Raw genomic sequence first — 14,148 nt, forward strand, 5'->3', positions numbered from 1 at the left:
GCGGTCCTCGCGTGACGCGACGACCGGGGCCCCGGAACCGATTCGGTTCCGGGGCCCCGGTCGTCGCGCCTCAGATCTCGTACGTCGCCCCCGGCGCCGCCAGCCCCACCGGGCCGTCGTACGCCGCGCGGGCGTCGGTGAGGTTGATCTGCGGGTCGGTCCACGGGGGGATGTGGGTGAGGATCAGGCGGCGGGCACCTGCCCGTGCCGCGGTCTCACCCGCCTCGCGGCCGTTGAGGTGGAGGTCGGGGATGTCCTCCTTGCCGTGCGTGAAGGCGGCCTCGCACAGGAAGAGGTCGGCGTCGCGGGCGAGGTCGTCGAGCGCGGGGCTGACTCCCGTGTCGCCGGAGTAGGTGAGCACCTTCCCGCCGTGCTCGACGCGGATGCCGTACGCCTCGACCGGGTGCGCGACGCGCTCGGTGTGCACGAGGAACGGGCCGATCTCGAAGGTGGACGGCTTGACCGTGTGGAAGTCGAAGACCTCGCTCATGGACGAGGCCGAGGGGGTGTCGGCGTAGGCGGTGGTCAGCCGGTGCTCGGTGCCCTCGGGCCCGTAGACCGGCAGCGGGGCGCAGCGGCCGCCGTCGTGCCGGTAGTAGCGCGCCACGAAGTAGGCGCACATGTCGATGCAGTGGTCGACGTGCAGGTGGCTGAGGAAGATCGCGTCGAGGTCGTAGAGACCGCAGTGGCGCTGCAGCTCGCCCAGGGCGCCGTTGCCCATGTCGAGGAGCAGCCGGTAGCCGTCGGCCTCGACGAGGTAGCTCGAGCAGGCCGATTCCGCGGACGGGAACGACCCCGAGCAGCCGACGACGGTGAGCTTCATGAAGCAGAAACCTCCGCTGGCGGGGTGGAGAGACGGGGGTCGTGCGGTTCGTCGAGCGTAAGGCGCAAAACCTGTGGTCGCTCCTCCACCAGGGGCCGTTGTGGGCGAACTCACCTGTGCTGTCACCGGTTCGGCTGGAAGCCGCGCACACCGGTGACGGGAGGGGCGCGCGGTGGTGGCGCGCGCCGGTACGGTCGGGGCATGCACACGGCCTGGTGGCTCGCGCTCGCCGCGGTGGTCCTGCTCGCGTTGGTCACCGCGCTCGTCGACGGCTGGGGACGGGGGCACCGTTCCCGGCGGTCCCGTCGGCGCGGCGGTGACGGACCCGGGAACATGTGAAGGGCCGGAGACGCTCGTCTCCGGCCCCTTGTCGTGCGGGGGGGCGCTACGCCCAGAGCTGGCCCTGGAGCGTCTCGATGGCCTCTTCGGTGGTCGCGGCCGTGTACACGCCGGTCGACAGGTACTTCCAGCCGCCGTCGGCGACGAGGAAGACCACGTCGGCGGACTCGCCCGCCTTCAGTGCCTTCCTGGCGACACCGATCGCCGCGTGCAGGGAGGCGCCGGTGGAGACGCCGGCGAAGATGCCCTCCTGCTGGAGGAGTTCCCGGGTGCGGGTGACGGCGTCGGCGGAGCCGACGGAGAACCGGGTGGTGAGCACGGAGGCGTCGTACAGCTCGGGGACGAAGCCCTCGTCGAGGTTGCGCAGCCCGTAGACCAGGTCGTCGTAGCGCGGCTCGGCGGCGACGATCTTCACGTCGGGCTTGTGCTCGCGCAGGTAGCGGCCGACGCCCATGAGGGTGCCGGTGGTGCCGAGGCCGGCCACGAAGTGGGTGATGGACGGCAGGTCGGCGAGGATCTCGGGGCCGGTGGTGGCGTAGTGCGCGCCGGCGTTGTCCGGGTTGCCGTACTGGTAGAGCATCACCCAGTCCGGGTGCTCCGCGGAGAGCTCCTTGGCGACGCGCACGGCGGTGTTGGAGCCGCCCGCGGCCGGGGAGGAGATGATCTCCGCGCCCCACATGGCGAGCAGGTCACGGCGTTCCTGCGAGGTGTTCTCCGGCATCACGCACACCATGCGGTAGCCCTTGAGCCGGGCGGCCATGGCGAGGGAGATGCCGGTGTTGCCGGAGGTCGGCTCGAGGATCGTGCAGCCCGGGGTGAGGCGGCCGTCCTTCTCCGCCTGCTCGATCATGTACAGGGCCGGGCGGTCCTTGATCGAGCCGGTGGGGTTGCGGTCCTCCAGCTTCGCCCAGATCCGGACGTCGGCGGACGGCGAGAGCCGCGGCAGGCGCACCAGAGGGGTGTTGCCCACCGCGGCCAGCGGGGAGTCGTAACGCATCGCCGATCAGGCCATACCGCCGGCCACGGCCGGCAGGATCGTGACGCTGTCGCCGTCGGACAGCTTGGTGTCGATGCCGTCGAGGAAGCGCACGTCCTCGTCGTTCAGGTACACGTTGACGAAGCGCCGCAGCTGCGCCCCGTCCACGATGCGCGCCTGGATGCCGGAGTGCCGGGTCTCGAGGTCGGCGAAGAGCTCGGCGAGGGTGTCCCCGCTGCCTTCCACCGCCTTCTGGCCGTCGGTGTACTGGCGGAGGATGGTCGGGATGCGGACCTCGATGGCCATGGCTGAGGGCTCCTGTCGGAAGTGTCTGTCGGGGGTTCGGGAGAGCGCGCGGCGGCACGCCGCAGCCCGCCGCGGCTCTCGGCCGTACGGCGGCAGCGAAGATCAACAGATGGCGCTGTTCAGCCGGCACAGATCGACGTGCAGCCGCGCCACGAGCAGTGCGCCCGGCGCTGTTTCGCTCACGTCGAGAAGAACCATGCGGTCATCGTATCGATTCCCGGAGGGACTCCCGGAGTGTGATCTCATTCTTCGGACGCCTCCCTTCCGTCATGCGAGACCCGCAGCCCAGGAGGGTCAGTAGGCCTCGACGACCTCGACCTCCTCCTCGGTGATCTCCCCGTCGAGGATGCGGAACGAGCGGAACTGGAACTCGCCGGCGCCGTCGGTGTCCGCGGTCGAGACCAGGACGTAGTGGGCGCCGGGCTCGTTGGCGTAGAAGATGTCCGTGCGGGAGGGGTAGGCCTCGGTCGCGGTGTGGGAGTGGTAGATCACCACCGGCTCCTCGTCCCGGTCGTCCATCTCCCGGTACAGCTTCAGCAGGTCCTGGGAGTCGAACTCGTAGAACGTGGGCGAGCGGGCCGCGTTCAGCATGGGGATGAAGCGCTCGGGGCGGCCGGAGCCCACCGGGCCCGCCACCACGCCGCACGCCTCGTCGGGGTGGTCCTCGCGGGCGTGGGCCACGATCCGGTCGTACAGGGCCTGGGTGATGGTCAGCATGGGGCTCAGGATAAGCAGACGGGCCGCTCCGTACCGAGGGGTGGTACGGAACGGCCCGGATGCCGGACGCCTTGAGCGGGGTCAGACCGTCTTGGTGGCCTGAACGGCGGACTCCTCGGACTCCGCGCCCGTCGCCCCGCCTGCGCCGGTGGAGCGGCGGCGGACGAACTCCAGGAAGGTGTTCAGCTCCCGCTTGACCACGGGGGCCAGCAGGTACAGGCCGATGATGTTGAACACGGAGAGCAGGAAGAGCGCCGAGTCGGCGAGGCTGATCAGCGAGTCGAGGGAGAGCAGGGAGCCCGCGATCACGAAGACGCTCCAGATGGCCTTGAACGTCGTCTCGCTGGCCTTGCTCCGGCCGAAGAGGTACGACCAGGCCTTGAGGCCGTAGTAGCCCCAGGTCAGGATCGTCGAGAAGGCGAACAGCAGCACCGCGAGGGTCAGCACGTTCGGGAACCAGGGCAGAACGGTCTCGAAGGCGTCGGACGTGATGGTGACGCCGCCGATGCTCTCGCCCTCCCGGGCCTCGCCCCAGCTGGCGGGGTTGGCGATGACGATGGTCAGCGCCGTCATGGTGCAGATGACGACCGTGTCGATGAACGGCTCCAGCAGGGCGACCAGGCCCTCGCTCGCGGGGTGCTTCGTCTTGACCGCGGAGTGGGCGATCGGCGCGGAGCCGAGGCCGGCCTCGTTGGAGAAGGCGGCCCGCTGGAAGCCGACGATCAGGGCGCCGATGACACCGCCCGCGACACCGTCGGCCTCGAAGGCGCCTTCGAGGATGGAGGCGAACGCGTCGGGCACCGCGGTGACGTTGGTCATGATGACGGCCAGGCAGGCCACGATGTAGATGAGGGCCATCGCGGGGACGAGCCGGCTGGTGACCGAGGCGATGGAGCGGATGCCGCCGAGCAGCACCAGACCGACCAGGGCGGCCACGACCAGGCCGAACAGCACGGCGCCCGCGGAGGAGGCCAGGAAGCCGTCCTCGCCGCCGAAGGTGGAGGAGATCTGCGCGTAGCTCTGGTTGGTCTGGAACAGGTTGCCGCCGAACAGACCGAAGAACAGGATCATGACGGAGGCCAGGACGGCCAGCACCTTGCCGAGCTTGGCGCCTCCGTTGCCGAAGCGCTCGGCGAGACCCTTGGGCAGGTAGTGCATGGGGCCGCCGGAGACGGTGCCGTCCGCGTGCTCCTCGCGGTACTTCACACCGAGGGTGACCTCGACGAACTTGGTGGCCATGCCGAGCAGGCCGCACAGGATCATCCAGAAGGTGGCGCCCGGGCCGCCGATGGAGACGGCGACGGCCACACCGGCGATGTTGCCGAGGCCGACAGTGCCCGAGACGGCGGCGGTCAGTGCCTGGAAGTGGCTGACCTCGCCGGGGGAGCCTTCCTCGTCGTACTTGCCGCGTACGACGTCGAAGGCGAGTTTGAGCTTGCGCGCCTGGATCAGACCGAACCAGCCGGTGAAGACCAGACCGGCGATCACGAGCCACGCGACGATGAGCGGTAGCTCGGTGCCGCCGACCGGAACGGTGTAGAAGACGATGTCGCCGACGGTGGTCGCGACGGGGTCGAAGAAATCACTTACTGCGTCGTCGATGTTTTGCGTGATGGAGTCGAGTGACATCGAACTTCCTCAGGTGGCGCGGGGACGTGCTGGCGTGCGCAGCGGAGCGGGTGTCGGTGGGCGGGGCCCACGTCCCGTTCGGCGACGGCGATGGGGCGGCGGCCCGGGAACCGGGTCCGTCGTCCTTCTGTCGTGCTGGTCGTACACACCGGCGGTGACCGGCTTCCTTGCTCACGGCAGGGGGTGGGCCGCAAGCGAGTTGCCGATTTTTACCACGCCGTTTACCTCAGGCCGAGTGATGCAGGTCACAGGAAACCGCCCAAGCGGGGCGAATCCGCAGGGGTGGTGACGGGATCGTTATCCGGACTTGAGGTTCTTCTGAGCGAACGGATCAGGTGATCTTTCCGGACAGTTCAGTACATCTTCACGGCATGAGTGTCGAGACGAGGGTCTCCTGGAGGCCGCCGAGCCACAGGTACGCCATCACCATCGGCTTGCGCGAGTCGTCGTCGGGGAGGTGGAAGAGGAGGTCGCTGTCGTCCTCGTCGCCGATCTCCAGACGGGAGCCGATCGCCAGGCGCAGGTCGTTCAGCGCGCCGAGCCACTGGCGGGACTCGTCCGGCGAGAGCTCGAGCACCGCGCCGCCCTCGCCCGCCGGGGTGAGCGCGTCCAGGGAGCGGATCACCGTCAGCGCGTTGTCGCGCTTGCCGGCCCGCAGGTCGTTCTCGGTGTAGCGGCGGAACTCGGCGGAGTGCGCCCGCTGCTCCTCGGCCTCCTTGCCCTGCGAGGCGCCCTCGGGGTCGCGGTAGGCGTCAGGGAAGAGGCGGCGCAGCACGGGGTCGGAGGGCGGTTCGCTCGGGCCCTCGGCGAAGAGGCCGGCGAGCGGGTCGCCGGAGGAGTCCTCGGCGGGTCCGGGGCCGATCAGCTCCATCAGCTGCACGGCCAGGGACCGGATGATGGAGATCTCGACGACGTCGAGGGCGACGGCCGCGCCGCCGCCGGGGAGCGGTTCGAAGGTTCCTGGCATGGCGGCGATCGCTACTTCCGGTCCTGCGGGCGGGGTCGGGTCATGTCCGGCTCGGTCACTTCCGGTCGTGCTGGAGGGTGGCCCACAGTCCGTAGCCGTGCATGGCCTGGACGTCGCGTTCCATCTCCTCGCGCGTACCGCTGGAGACGACCGCCCGGCCCTTGTGGTGGACGTCGAGCATGAGCTTGGTGGCCTTGTCCTTGGAGTAGCCGAAGTACGTCTGGAAGACGTACGTCACATAACTCATGAGGTTGACCGGGTCGTTGTGGACGATGGTGACCCACGGGACGTCGGGCTCGGGTACGGCGAAGACCTCCTCCGCCGACTCGGTGCGTTCGATCTCCAGGGGTGCGGGTGACGTCACACTGCCCATGCTGCCACCGCAGGGGGGTGGTCGCACAAACCGGCCCGCTGTTCCGGCGCCCGAACCTAAATCGTCAAACTGACGAAATGGGGGTAGCATCCCTGCCATGACCACAGCAGACCTTGGGCGTGGGCGACGGGTGGGCGTTCCCTCGACGGCCCTCTTCACGGACCAGTACGAGCTGACGATGCTTCAGGCGGCGCTGAAGTCCGGTACGGCCGGGCGGCGCAGCGTGTTCGAGGTCTTCACCCGGCGGCTGCCGGAGGGCCGCCGCTACGGTGTGGTGGCCGGCACCGGCCGGGTGCTCGACGCGGTGGAGAACTTCCGCTTCGACCCGGACGTCCTCGCCTTCCTGCGCGAGAAGGACATCGTGGACGGGGCCACCCTCGACTGGCTGGCCGGCTACCGCTTCTCCGGTGACATCTGGGGCTACCCCGAGGGCGAGGTGTACTTCCCGGGCTCGCCGATCCTGCGCGTCGAGGGCAGCTTCGCGGAGTGCGTGCTGCTGGAGACGGTGATCCTCTCCATCCTCAACCACGACTCGGCGATCGCCGCCGCGGCGTCCCGGATGTCCTCCGCCGCCGGCGGCCGGCCGCTGATCGAGATGGGCGCCCGGCGCACCCACGAGCTGTCGGCGGTGGCCGCCTCCCGTGCCGCGTACGTCGGCGGCTTCGCCTCCACCTCGGACCTGGCGGCCGGCTTCCGCTACGACATCCCGACCGTGGGCACCTCCGCCCACGCCTTCACGCTGCTGCACGACAGCGAGCGGGACGCCTTCCGGGCCCAGGTCGACTCCCTCGGCGGCGGTACGACGCTGCTGGTGGACACCTACGACGTGGCCGAGGCGGTCCGCACGGCCGTCGACATCGCCGGGCCGGAGCTGGGCGCCGTGCGGATCGACTCCGGTGACCTGCTGCTGGTGGCGCACCGGGTGCGGCAGCAGCTCGACGAGCTGGGCGCCACCGACACGAAGATCATCGTGACCTCGGACCTGGACGAGTACGCCATCGCCTCGCTCGCCGCCGCGCCCGTGGACGCGTACGGCGTGGGGACGCAGCTGGTGACCGGCTCGGGGCACCCGACCGCCTCCATGGTCTACAAGCTGGTCGCCCGCGCCGAGTCCGCCGACCCGGGGGCGCCGCTGGTGCCGGTGGCGAAGAAGTCCAGCGGCGGCAAGACCTCCGTCGGCGGCCGCAAGTGGGCCGCGCGGCGGCTGGACGGGCACGGCGTCGCCGAGGCCGAGGTGATCGGCACCGGTGAGGTGCCGGACGAGCTGGCCGGCCGGCAGCTGCTGGTGCCGCTGGTCGAGGGCGGCGAGGTGCTCGTCCGCGAGACGCTGGACGTGATCCGCGACCGGCACGCGGCGGCCCGCGCGGGTCTGCCGCTGTCCGCTACGCAGCTCTCCCGCGGGGAACCCGTCCTTCCGACGGAGTACGCGCACGGGACCTCGGGTAGCTAAAGGCGTACCCCTGCCCGTGCCCCTGCCCGTGCCCCGTCCGTATCGTCCGGCCCTCACCGGGCCCGGAGGTTCATCCGGCCGGGCCCGTCACCACCCGCCCCCTCAGCCGAAGGACACCGACCATGCGCCGCGCACTGATCGTCGTTGACGTGCAGAACGACTTCTGCGAGGGCGGCAGCCTCGCCGTGACCGGCGGTGCGGACGTGGCCGCCGCCATCACCGAGCTGATCGGCCAGGCCGCCTCGGCCGGCGGCTACCAGCACGTGGTGGCCACCCGCGATCACCACATCTCCCCCGGGGGGCACTTCGCCGACGCCCCCGACTTCGTGCGGTCCTGGCCGGCGCACTGCGTCGCCGGGACGGAGGGGGTGGGTTTCCACCCGAACTTCGCGCCCGCGGTGACGTCCGGCGCGATCGACGCCGTGTTCGACAAGGGGGCCTACTCGGCTGCCTACAGCGGGTTCGAGGGGACGGACGAGAACGGGACGCCGCTGGCCCAGTGGCTGCGGGAGCGGGGGGTCGAGGAGGTGGACGTGGTGGGCATCGCCACGGATCACTGCGTGCGGGCGACGGCGCTGGACGCGGCCCACGAGGGTTTCCGCACCCAGGTCCTGCTCGACCTCACCGCCGGGGTGGCGCCGGAGACCACCGAGCGGGCGCTGGAGGACCTGCGGGCGGCGGGCGTGGAGCTGTCCGGGAAGCCCGTCGTCGTGCGGTAGTCCCGGTGCCCGGGCTCCCGGACGTGGCTCAGGGCTCCCGGCGCCGGGCCGGCTACGTTCTGGTCAGCAGGGCCTTGATCGGGTGCCAGAGCTCCACCGTCAGGGGGTCGGGGGTGGGCGTGGTGCGCCATATGAGGCCGTCGGGGTGGTGGAGGACCGCGGTGACCTCGTCGGGACTGGGCGGGGCGGTGTTGCCGCGCAGGTAGACCGCCCGCAGGCCCAGGTTGCGCAGCCTGGTCAGGGCGCGCGCCCGGTTCTGGGCGTGGACGAGGACGCGGACTCCGGCGGGTGCGTCGGCGGCGGGGCTGGGCAGGTTCAGTGCCACCACCACCGTGCCGTTCGGCAGCTTGCAGAAACCTCCTGCGGCCATGCGGTCACACCCCCGTGTCAGCCGGTGTCAATAAGCGAGTCACAGGAGGCACCTAAACACGGATCGGCGGTGACCCGCCAGGGGGCCACCGCCGATCATGTGCTGACCTGCGAAGATGCTATTTACCTGCCGGCAGGACCGACCTCGAGCTCGATCGTCGAGCCGTCCCTGGCCTCCTTCAGGATCTTGATCTTCGTGTTGGTGTCAGTGATCTTGACGCCCGCCGTCGGGTTCGACTCGTCGTAGTAGGTGTTGGTGCGGTCGTTGAAGACCGACACGCCCTTCGACGAGGGGATCCACGTCGCCACGTCCGCCTTGTGCAGCGTCATGCCGTCGGTGCGGTACTTGCTGAACGGCGCGTCGTAGGACTGGACGCGGTTGCGCATCAGCGTGCCGTCGGACCACTTCAGCGCGGTCGGGTGCGAGTCGACCGGGAGGAGCAGACCGGTACCCGGGTGCTGACTGGTGTTGTTGTCCTGCTGCGAGGTGTCCCACTTCCAGATCAGCAGGCCGTTCTGGTAGGCGTAGTGCTCCACCCAGTCCGGACGGCTGTTCGCGAAGCCGAAGTTGTACGGGCCGACCTTCAGCGTCTTGTCGTACGACACGTACTGCCGGTTCTCGGCGATGTAGTACTGCGCGTACTTCTTGGTGAACGACGCGCCGATGCGGGAGAAGCCCTTCGCCGTCCAGGCGTCGTCGGCGGTCTCGGCGTTGTCCGTGAAGAGCGCGGAGCCGTCCGCCGTCACCGTGATCCCGTCGGCCGCGAAGCCCTTGAGGGCCACGCCGCCGTCGGTCTGGTAGCGGAAGCGCAGGTCGATCTTCTGGCCCGCGTAGGCGTCCAGCGGGTACGCCAGCTTCTTGTAGCTGTCGACCGTGCCGTGCAGGGCCGGCTTGTCGCTCCCGTCGCGCGGGATCGGCTGACCGTCGACCGTGCCGTCCAGGGCGGTCCAGTTGGCGCCGCCGTCGGTCGACACCTCGGTGTAGAGGAAGTCGTAGTCGGCCTCGATCTCGTACCAGCCGTCGAGGGTCAGCTCGGCCGACGCCTTGCCGGTCAGGTCGACGCTGCGGGTCAGCGTGTTCCTGAGGTCGTCACCGCTGCCGCTCCACCACTGGGTCTGCCCCTCGGCCGGAGTGACGACCTCGGTGGTGACGTCCTTCTTCGGCAGCTCGACGACCAGCGCCTGCTTGTGCTTGGTGTTGTACTCGGCGACACCCAGCTTGTGCCAGGAGTTGACGCCGGCCTTGGCCGTGTCGTGGTTGAGCCAGCCGAGCTGGAGCTTGTCCCAGGCGGTCATGTCGCCGGGCAGGTTGCCGATCTCGTTCTTGCCGGTGCCGAGCCAGGAACCCGAGGACATCAGCGTCCAGAACCCGGTGGAGTTCTCGCCGCCCTGGGTGTCGTAGTGGTCCGGCAGACCAAGGTCGTGACCGTACTCGTGGGCGAAGACGCCGAGTCCGCCGTTCTCCGGCTGGATGGTGTAGTCGCCGACCCAGATTCCGGTGTTGCCGATCTGGGTGCCGCCGAGCTTGTTCTGCTCGGGGCCGGTGGCTCCCGCGTCGGTGCCGAACGCGTACCAGCGGTGGGCCCAGATGGCGTCCTCACCCTGGGCGCCGCCGCCGGCGGACTCGTCCTCACCGGCGTGCACGATCTGGAAGTGGTCGATGTAGCCGTCGGGCTCGTTGAAGTCGCCGTCACCGTCGTGGTCGTAGCGGTCCCACTCGTCGTACTGGGAGAGCTGCGCCTTGATCTGGGCGTCGGTCTTGCCGGCGGCCTTCTGCTGCTCGGCCCAGGCGGTCACGCCGTCCTGCACCGCGTACCAGGCGCAGTTGTCGGGCACGCACTGGTTGGAGCCGTACCGGGCCTCGTTGTAGGGCACCTTGACCCAGTCGGAGACCTGGCCGTCGACCGAGTAGCGGCCGGAGGACTGCTTCTCGAAGTAGGTCTTGACCGAGTCGACGCCCTTGCCGGAACCGAAGTACAGGTCCTGGAAGTGCCGCTGGTCGTAGTCCTCCTGCCAGGCCGTGGAGTTGTCCACCTTGCGGTCCGGCTTGGCGATCTGGTTGTGCAGCGGGCCGGGGGTGCCGCCGTAGCGGCTGTCGATCTTGTCCCCGAACTCGACCAGGATGGTGAAGATCTTGTCGGTCTTCTCCCGGCCGAGCTCTACGTACTTGCTGTCGCCCTTCTTGCTCTTGAGCTGAACGACCTTCGAGCCGTTCTTCTTCTTCACCTCGGCCTTGCCCGAGAGGACCTGCTTCAGCGCCTCTTCACGCTGGGCCGCCTGCGTCTTGGAGAGCGGCCCCTCGAGGTCGTGCTCGACATGGTGGCGGTCCGCCGGGTCCTGCCGGTCCACGGCGCCGGGACGGTCGGCCTTGTCAGCCGTGTCAGCCTGGGCCACGGTGAACGCAGAGCAGGTGGCGGTGGCCGCCGCGAGGGCCACGCCTATCGCGGCTGCTCTGAACGTCCAGGGTCTACTGGTCACTTGAGATCCCCTCCCGCGTGCGTACGCGCGGACGAAGGAGGTTCCGGTAATGGAAGGTCCCGCGCGTACGTGATCGACGCGTGTAGTCAAGTGACGACATTGGACTAGAGGTTCGGCAGAAAAAACAGACCTTGACTTGAACAGCTCAATGGCACTATGCGGAGCCCCGGTTCGCTTTCCGGACACTTCCGCGCGAAACCTCGGCAGGCGCGTGCAAACGTCCACTGGGTGGACGCCATGACTCCGTGCGCCCCCTGTGCACCGGCCCTGTCGGTTAGGTCACGCTTACTGTCCGTTCCCCTCGGGCACGCTCGCGGTTAGAGTCGCTTGGCGGCACGCCCTGAACCGGTGGAAAGCCAGGCCGACAGCCCCCGACTCCCGAGGACACGATGGCCATGCCCCGTCCTACTGTCGCTCAGCTCGCTTGCGGTTCGTGCACCGTGGTCTTCTCGACCTTCGTCATGCTGCTGTTGTCCGGGGCGAGTTCCGCCCCGGCCGTCGCGGTGGTCGCGGTCTCGGCACTCGCCCTCGGACTCGTGGTGGCCATGAAGGTTCCGCACCTCGCTCCCCGGCGGCCCGCCGCGGTGCACGGGACCGCGGCGCCGGAGCCGGTACGGGCGACCGTCCCCTCCCCCGTGCGGGAGAAGGTGCGGGAGCCGGTGCGCGAAAGGGCGGCGTCCTGACCGCCGGCCGGTGCCGAGGAGTGCCGGCTCTCAACCGGTGCTGACCACCACGGTCCTGGCCGCCTTGTCGTGCAGGCCCTGCTTGTAGGGCCGGTCGAAGTAGCTCCAGCCGCCCGCGATCGCGGTCCAGACGCAGGCACAGCAGAACGCGAACGGCAGCCACAGCACGGCGGCGCGGGTCAGCGCCGTCTGCACGGACGGGTTCGAACCGTCGGCGAGGTCGGCCACCCGCATGCGCAGCCACTTCTTGCCGAGGGTCTGGCCCGAGCGGGTGATCAGATAGGTGTCGTAGGCGATGTAGAGCACGGCGGCGACGACCGACTGCGCGAAGCCGTTCCCGACGTTGATGGTGTCGCCGTTGACGCTGTACTCGCTGACCCCGAACGGCAGGGTGAGCAGCACCACGACGGCACCGACGAGAACCATGTCGATGAGGCGGGCGAGCGTGCGCCTGCCGCTGTCCGCCAGCGGGGGCATGCCGGCGAGCGGATCGGGGCCGCCGGGGGTGCCTCCGTAGGGGCCGCCACCGCCGAACCCGCCGCCTCCCGGGGGGCCTTCACCGTAGGGACCGCCGCCTCCGCCGTAGGGGCCGCCCCCGCCGCCTCCGCCGCCTCCGCCGTGCGGGCCGGGGGTGTCGTACGGGGAGCCCGGCCCCGGTGCTCCGGGGCCGCCGGGTGGGGGCTGCTTCTTGAACGGGTCGTCGTCCGGCGGCTGCCGACCGGAGCCGGGGGGCGGTTCGGTGGTCATGCCCCCGAGTCGACCGTGAACCCTCCGGACCCGCATCCGGCGAGCGGCCGTCCGGAGTAGCGGGCGTCCCCGGCAGCGGGCGGCACGGGTGACGCGGGCTCAGCCGGCGACGAACGTGTGCGCCGCCTTGTCGTGCCAGCACTGGCGCCAGGGCTTGTCGAACAGGCACCACAGGACGCCGACGACACCGACGACGAGCAGCCCGGGCACGCTGTAGACCAGCCAGCGGCGCAGGGCGGCGCCGAAGCCCGGGGCCTCGTGCCCCTCGATGTCCCGTACGTCCAGGCCGAGCAGCCTCTTGCCCAGGGTGCGGCCCCACTTGACGGTGGGCAGCACCTCGAGGAGGACCCCGGCGAGGAGGAGGACGGCCACGACGATGCCGAGGTGGACGGAGGTGGTGCCGTCGAGCAGCCAGACCGTGACGGTCTCGCCGGACAGCTTGGCCGCCTCGATCTTCGCGTCGATGTGGTCCATGGCCCTGATGCCGAGCGGGACACCGGCCGTGGCGGTGACGGCGCCGAGGACGACGGTGTCCAGCAGCCGGGCGGCCAGCCGCCTGCCGAGCCCGGCGGGACGGGCCGCGGCCTGGCGGCGGGCGGCGGCCTGGAACACGTCCTCGACCGGCGGCTTCCACGGTGCGACCGGCGGCTCCTCACCCCCGGCGAGCCGGTGCACCTGCTGCGCCCAGGAGGACTGGCCGCCGCCGGGGCCGCTCGTCAGGGGCGCGGCGCCGGGAGCGGCGGCGGGGCCGGCGGTCTGCGGGGGCACGGGCGGGGCGGTGGCCTGCCGCGGTCCGGAGGGCGCCGGGGCGGTGGTGGCGGCGGCACGGGCGGCGGCGGCCTTTCCGGCAGCGAAACCCGGCCCTCCGGCGGCGGGTCCGGGCTGTGCCGCGGGCCCCTGCCCCGCGTTCCGCTCCGCCGCGCGCGGGGTGACGGCACGGAAGGTCATCGTGCCCTGGTCCTCGGCACCGGCGTCGGCCGGTTGCCGCGGCGTCCCCGCCGGCCTGCGGAACACGAAGGTGCTGCCGGCGGCGCCCGCGTCCGGGGCGCCCGCGTCCGGGGTGCCCGCGTCCGCGGGCTCCTCCGGTGCGGACGGCGCCGCCGTGTGCGGCACCCTCGGGTCGGCGCCCCAGGAGACCTTGCGGTCCTGGTCGCCGCCGAAGCCGGTCTGGCGGGAGCGGTCGGCACCCCAGGCCGAGGCGGGTTCGGGCCGGCTTCCGTGCTGGACCTCGGCGGAGGGCGGCGCGGCAGCCGGGGACGGGAACGCCGGTTCGTCCGCCGGGTCCTCGTCGAAGAAGTGCGGGCCGGTCTCCTCCACGGAGGACCGCGCCGGGCCCGCGCCGGGCGGCGGGGCGAGCGGCTCGCCGTCCTGGGGCGCCGGACGGCTCGTGCCCGGGACCCAGGAGGCACCGTTCCAGTACCGGACGTATCCGGGGATGGACGGGTCCGGGTAGTACCCTTCGCGGGGCCTGTCGTCACCGGGGGCCGGGGTTGGGGCACTCATTCCGTCGTCCCGTATCTGCTCGAGGGGTGGGTCGGGGGGAACCACATCTATCAGACGGGACGGGGCCTG

At 70.7% G+C, this 14,148-nt stretch carries 16 protein-coding genes; 4 read left to right on the forward strand and 12 right to left on the reverse strand.

The features are described from left to right. Nucleotides 1-70: 70 nt before the first annotated feature. Nucleotides 71-823, reverse strand: coding sequence for an MBL fold metallo-hydrolase (locus tag BU52_RS10925; RefSeq protein ID WP_037931967.1), 753 nt, complete (start codon nucleotides 821-823; stop codon nucleotides 71-73). Nucleotides 824-1,024: 201 nt separating this feature from the next. Between BU52_RS10925 and BU52_RS35620 the strand changes: the two genes are divergently transcribed. Next, a complete protein-coding gene (locus BU52_RS35620; protein ID WP_167343511.1) occupies nucleotides 1,025-1,162 on the forward strand; it encodes a hypothetical protein in 138 nt (45 codons plus the stop codon). 46 nt (nucleotides 1,163-1,208) lie between these two features. On the opposite strand, the gene BU52_RS10930 is transcribed toward BU52_RS35620, so the two are convergent. From BU52_RS10930 to clpS, 7 genes are all read right to left on the reverse strand, one after another. After that, on the reverse strand, nucleotides 1,209-2,159 hold the full coding sequence (locus BU52_RS10930) for a PLP-dependent cysteine synthase family protein (protein ID WP_037931969.1): 951 nt from the start codon (nucleotides 2,157-2,159) through the stop codon (nucleotides 1,209-1,211). A 6-nt stretch (nucleotides 2,160-2,165) separates the two neighbouring features. Then, nucleotides 2,166-2,444 carry a MoaD/ThiS family protein gene (locus tag BU52_RS10935; protein WP_037931972.1) on the reverse strand — a complete coding sequence of 93 codons (279 nt, stop codon included), beginning with the start codon at nucleotides 2,442-2,444 and terminating at the stop codon, nucleotides 2,166-2,168. Nucleotides 2,445-2,546: 102 nt separating this feature from the next. Continuing rightward, nucleotides 2,547-2,642 carry a putative leader peptide gene (locus tag BU52_RS36975; protein WP_312847494.1) on the reverse strand — a complete coding sequence of 32 codons (96 nt, stop codon included), beginning with the start codon at nucleotides 2,640-2,642 and terminating at the stop codon, nucleotides 2,547-2,549. Nucleotides 2,643-2,738: 96 nt separating this feature from the next. Further along, nucleotides 2,739-3,161, reverse strand: a complete 423-nt coding sequence (locus tag BU52_RS10940) for a Mov34/MPN/PAD-1 family protein (RefSeq protein ID WP_037931974.1) — start codon at nucleotides 3,159-3,161, stop codon at nucleotides 2,739-2,741. 81 nt (nucleotides 3,162-3,242) lie between these two features. Continuing rightward, the gene (locus BU52_RS10945) at nucleotides 3,243-4,790 is read right to left on the reverse strand and encodes an alanine/glycine:cation symporter family protein (protein WP_037931977.1); all 1,548 of its coding nucleotides are present in this window, start codon (nucleotides 4,788-4,790) and stop codon (nucleotides 3,243-3,245) included. A gap of 364 nt (nucleotides 4,791-5,154) precedes the next feature. Beyond that, nucleotides 5,155-5,757, reverse strand: coding sequence for a DUF2017 domain-containing protein (locus tag BU52_RS10950; RefSeq protein ID WP_037931980.1), 603 nt, complete (start codon nucleotides 5,755-5,757; stop codon nucleotides 5,155-5,157). Nucleotides 5,758-5,812: 55 nt separating this feature from the next. Further along, nucleotides 5,813-6,130, reverse strand: coding sequence for an ATP-dependent Clp protease adapter ClpS (gene clpS, locus BU52_RS10955; RefSeq protein WP_006131673.1), 318 nt, complete (start codon nucleotides 6,128-6,130; stop codon nucleotides 5,813-5,815). 97 nt (nucleotides 6,131-6,227) lie between these two features. Here clpS and BU52_RS10960 point away from each other — a divergent pair, with 97 nt between their 5' ends. Further along, a complete protein-coding gene (locus tag BU52_RS10960; RefSeq protein ID WP_078903198.1) occupies nucleotides 6,228-7,580 on the forward strand; it encodes a nicotinate phosphoribosyltransferase in 1,353 nt (450 codons plus the stop codon). A 122-nt stretch (nucleotides 7,581-7,702) separates the two neighbouring features. Next, complete coding sequence (locus BU52_RS10965; protein WP_037931985.1) at nucleotides 7,703-8,299, forward strand: nicotinamidase; 597 nt, start codon at nucleotides 7,703-7,705, stop codon at nucleotides 8,297-8,299. Between the two features lie 52 nt (nucleotides 8,300-8,351). Here the strand turns inward: BU52_RS10965 and BU52_RS10970 are convergent, their stop codons facing one another. Beyond that, complete coding sequence (locus BU52_RS10970) at nucleotides 8,352-8,669, reverse strand: hypothetical protein (RefSeq protein WP_037931987.1); 318 nt, start codon at nucleotides 8,667-8,669, stop codon at nucleotides 8,352-8,354. Nucleotides 8,670-8,791: 122 nt separating this feature from the next. Continuing rightward, nucleotides 8,792-11,146: an immune inhibitor A domain-containing protein gene (locus BU52_RS10975; RefSeq protein ID WP_037931989.1), complete on the reverse strand. Its 2,355-nt coding sequence runs from the start codon at nucleotides 11,144-11,146 to the stop codon at nucleotides 8,792-8,794. 389 nt (nucleotides 11,147-11,535) lie between these two features. Between BU52_RS10975 and BU52_RS10980 the strand changes: the two genes are divergently transcribed. Beyond that, a complete protein-coding gene (locus BU52_RS10980) occupies nucleotides 11,536-11,829 on the forward strand; it encodes a hypothetical protein (RefSeq protein ID WP_037931992.1) in 294 nt (97 codons plus the stop codon). Nucleotides 11,830-11,859: 30 nt separating this feature from the next. Here the strand turns inward: BU52_RS10980 and BU52_RS10985 are convergent, their stop codons facing one another. Next, nucleotides 11,860-12,576: an RDD family protein gene (locus BU52_RS10985; RefSeq protein WP_037931995.1), complete on the reverse strand. Its 717-nt coding sequence runs from the start codon at nucleotides 12,574-12,576 to the stop codon at nucleotides 11,860-11,862. Nucleotides 12,577-12,675: 99 nt separating this feature from the next. Then, nucleotides 12,676-14,079, reverse strand: a complete 1,404-nt coding sequence (locus BU52_RS10990) for an RDD family protein (protein WP_037931999.1) — start codon at nucleotides 14,077-14,079, stop codon at nucleotides 12,676-12,678. Nucleotides 14,080-14,148 lie beyond the last annotated feature (69 nt).

The sequence above is a fragment of the Streptomyces toyocaensis genome, from assembly GCF_000725125.1.
Taxonomy (GTDB): domain Bacteria; phylum Actinomycetota; class Actinomycetes; order Streptomycetales; family Streptomycetaceae; genus Streptomyces; species Streptomyces toyocaensis.

Coding starts and splice junctions, on each gene's coding strand:
- BU52_RS10950 (WP_037931980.1), bottom strand. CDS start 5,757: ATGCCAGGAACCTTCGAACCGCTCCCCGGCGGCGGCGCGGCCGTCGCC.
- BU52_RS10985 (WP_037931995.1), bottom strand. CDS start 12,576: ATGACCACCGAACCGCCCCCCGGCTCCGGTCGGCAGCCGCCGGACGAC.
- BU52_RS10970 (WP_037931987.1), bottom strand. CDS start 8,669: ATGGCCGCAGGAGGTTTCTGCAAGCTGCCGAACGGCACGGTGGTGGTG.
- BU52_RS10925 (WP_037931967.1), bottom strand. CDS start 823: ATGAAGCTCACCGTCGTCGGCTGCTCGGGGTCGTTCCCGTCCGCGGAA.
- BU52_RS10990 (WP_037931999.1), bottom strand. CDS start 14,079: ATGAGTGCCCCAACCCCGGCCCCCGGTGACGACAGGCCCCGCGAAGGG.
- BU52_RS10935 (WP_037931972.1), bottom strand. CDS start 2,444: ATGGCCATCGAGGTCCGCATCCCGACCATCCTCCGCCAGTACACCGAC.
- BU52_RS35620 (WP_167343511.1), top strand. CDS start 1,025: ATGCACACGGCCTGGTGGCTCGCGCTCGCCGCGGTGGTCCTGCTCGCG.
- BU52_RS10945 (WP_037931977.1), bottom strand. CDS start 4,790: ATGTCACTCGACTCCATCACGCAAAACATCGACGACGCAGTAAGTGAT.
- BU52_RS10980 (WP_037931992.1), top strand. CDS start 11,536: ATGGCCATGCCCCGTCCTACTGTCGCTCAGCTCGCTTGCGGTTCGTGC.
- clpS (WP_006131673.1), bottom strand. CDS start 6,130: ATGGGCAGTGTGACGTCACCCGCACCCCTGGAGATCGAACGCACCGAG.
- BU52_RS36975 (WP_312847494.1), bottom strand. CDS start 2,642: ATGGTTCTTCTCGACGTGAGCGAAACAGCGCCGGGCGCACTGCTCGTG.
- BU52_RS10960 (WP_078903198.1), top strand. CDS start 6,228: ATGACCACAGCAGACCTTGGGCGTGGGCGACGGGTGGGCGTTCCCTCG.
- BU52_RS10965 (WP_037931985.1), top strand. CDS start 7,703: ATGCGCCGCGCACTGATCGTCGTTGACGTGCAGAACGACTTCTGCGAG.
- BU52_RS10930 (WP_037931969.1), bottom strand. CDS start 2,159: ATGCGTTACGACTCCCCGCTGGCCGCGGTGGGCAACACCCCTCTGGTG.
- BU52_RS10940 (WP_037931974.1), bottom strand. CDS start 3,161: ATGCTGACCATCACCCAGGCCCTGTACGACCGGATCGTGGCCCACGCC.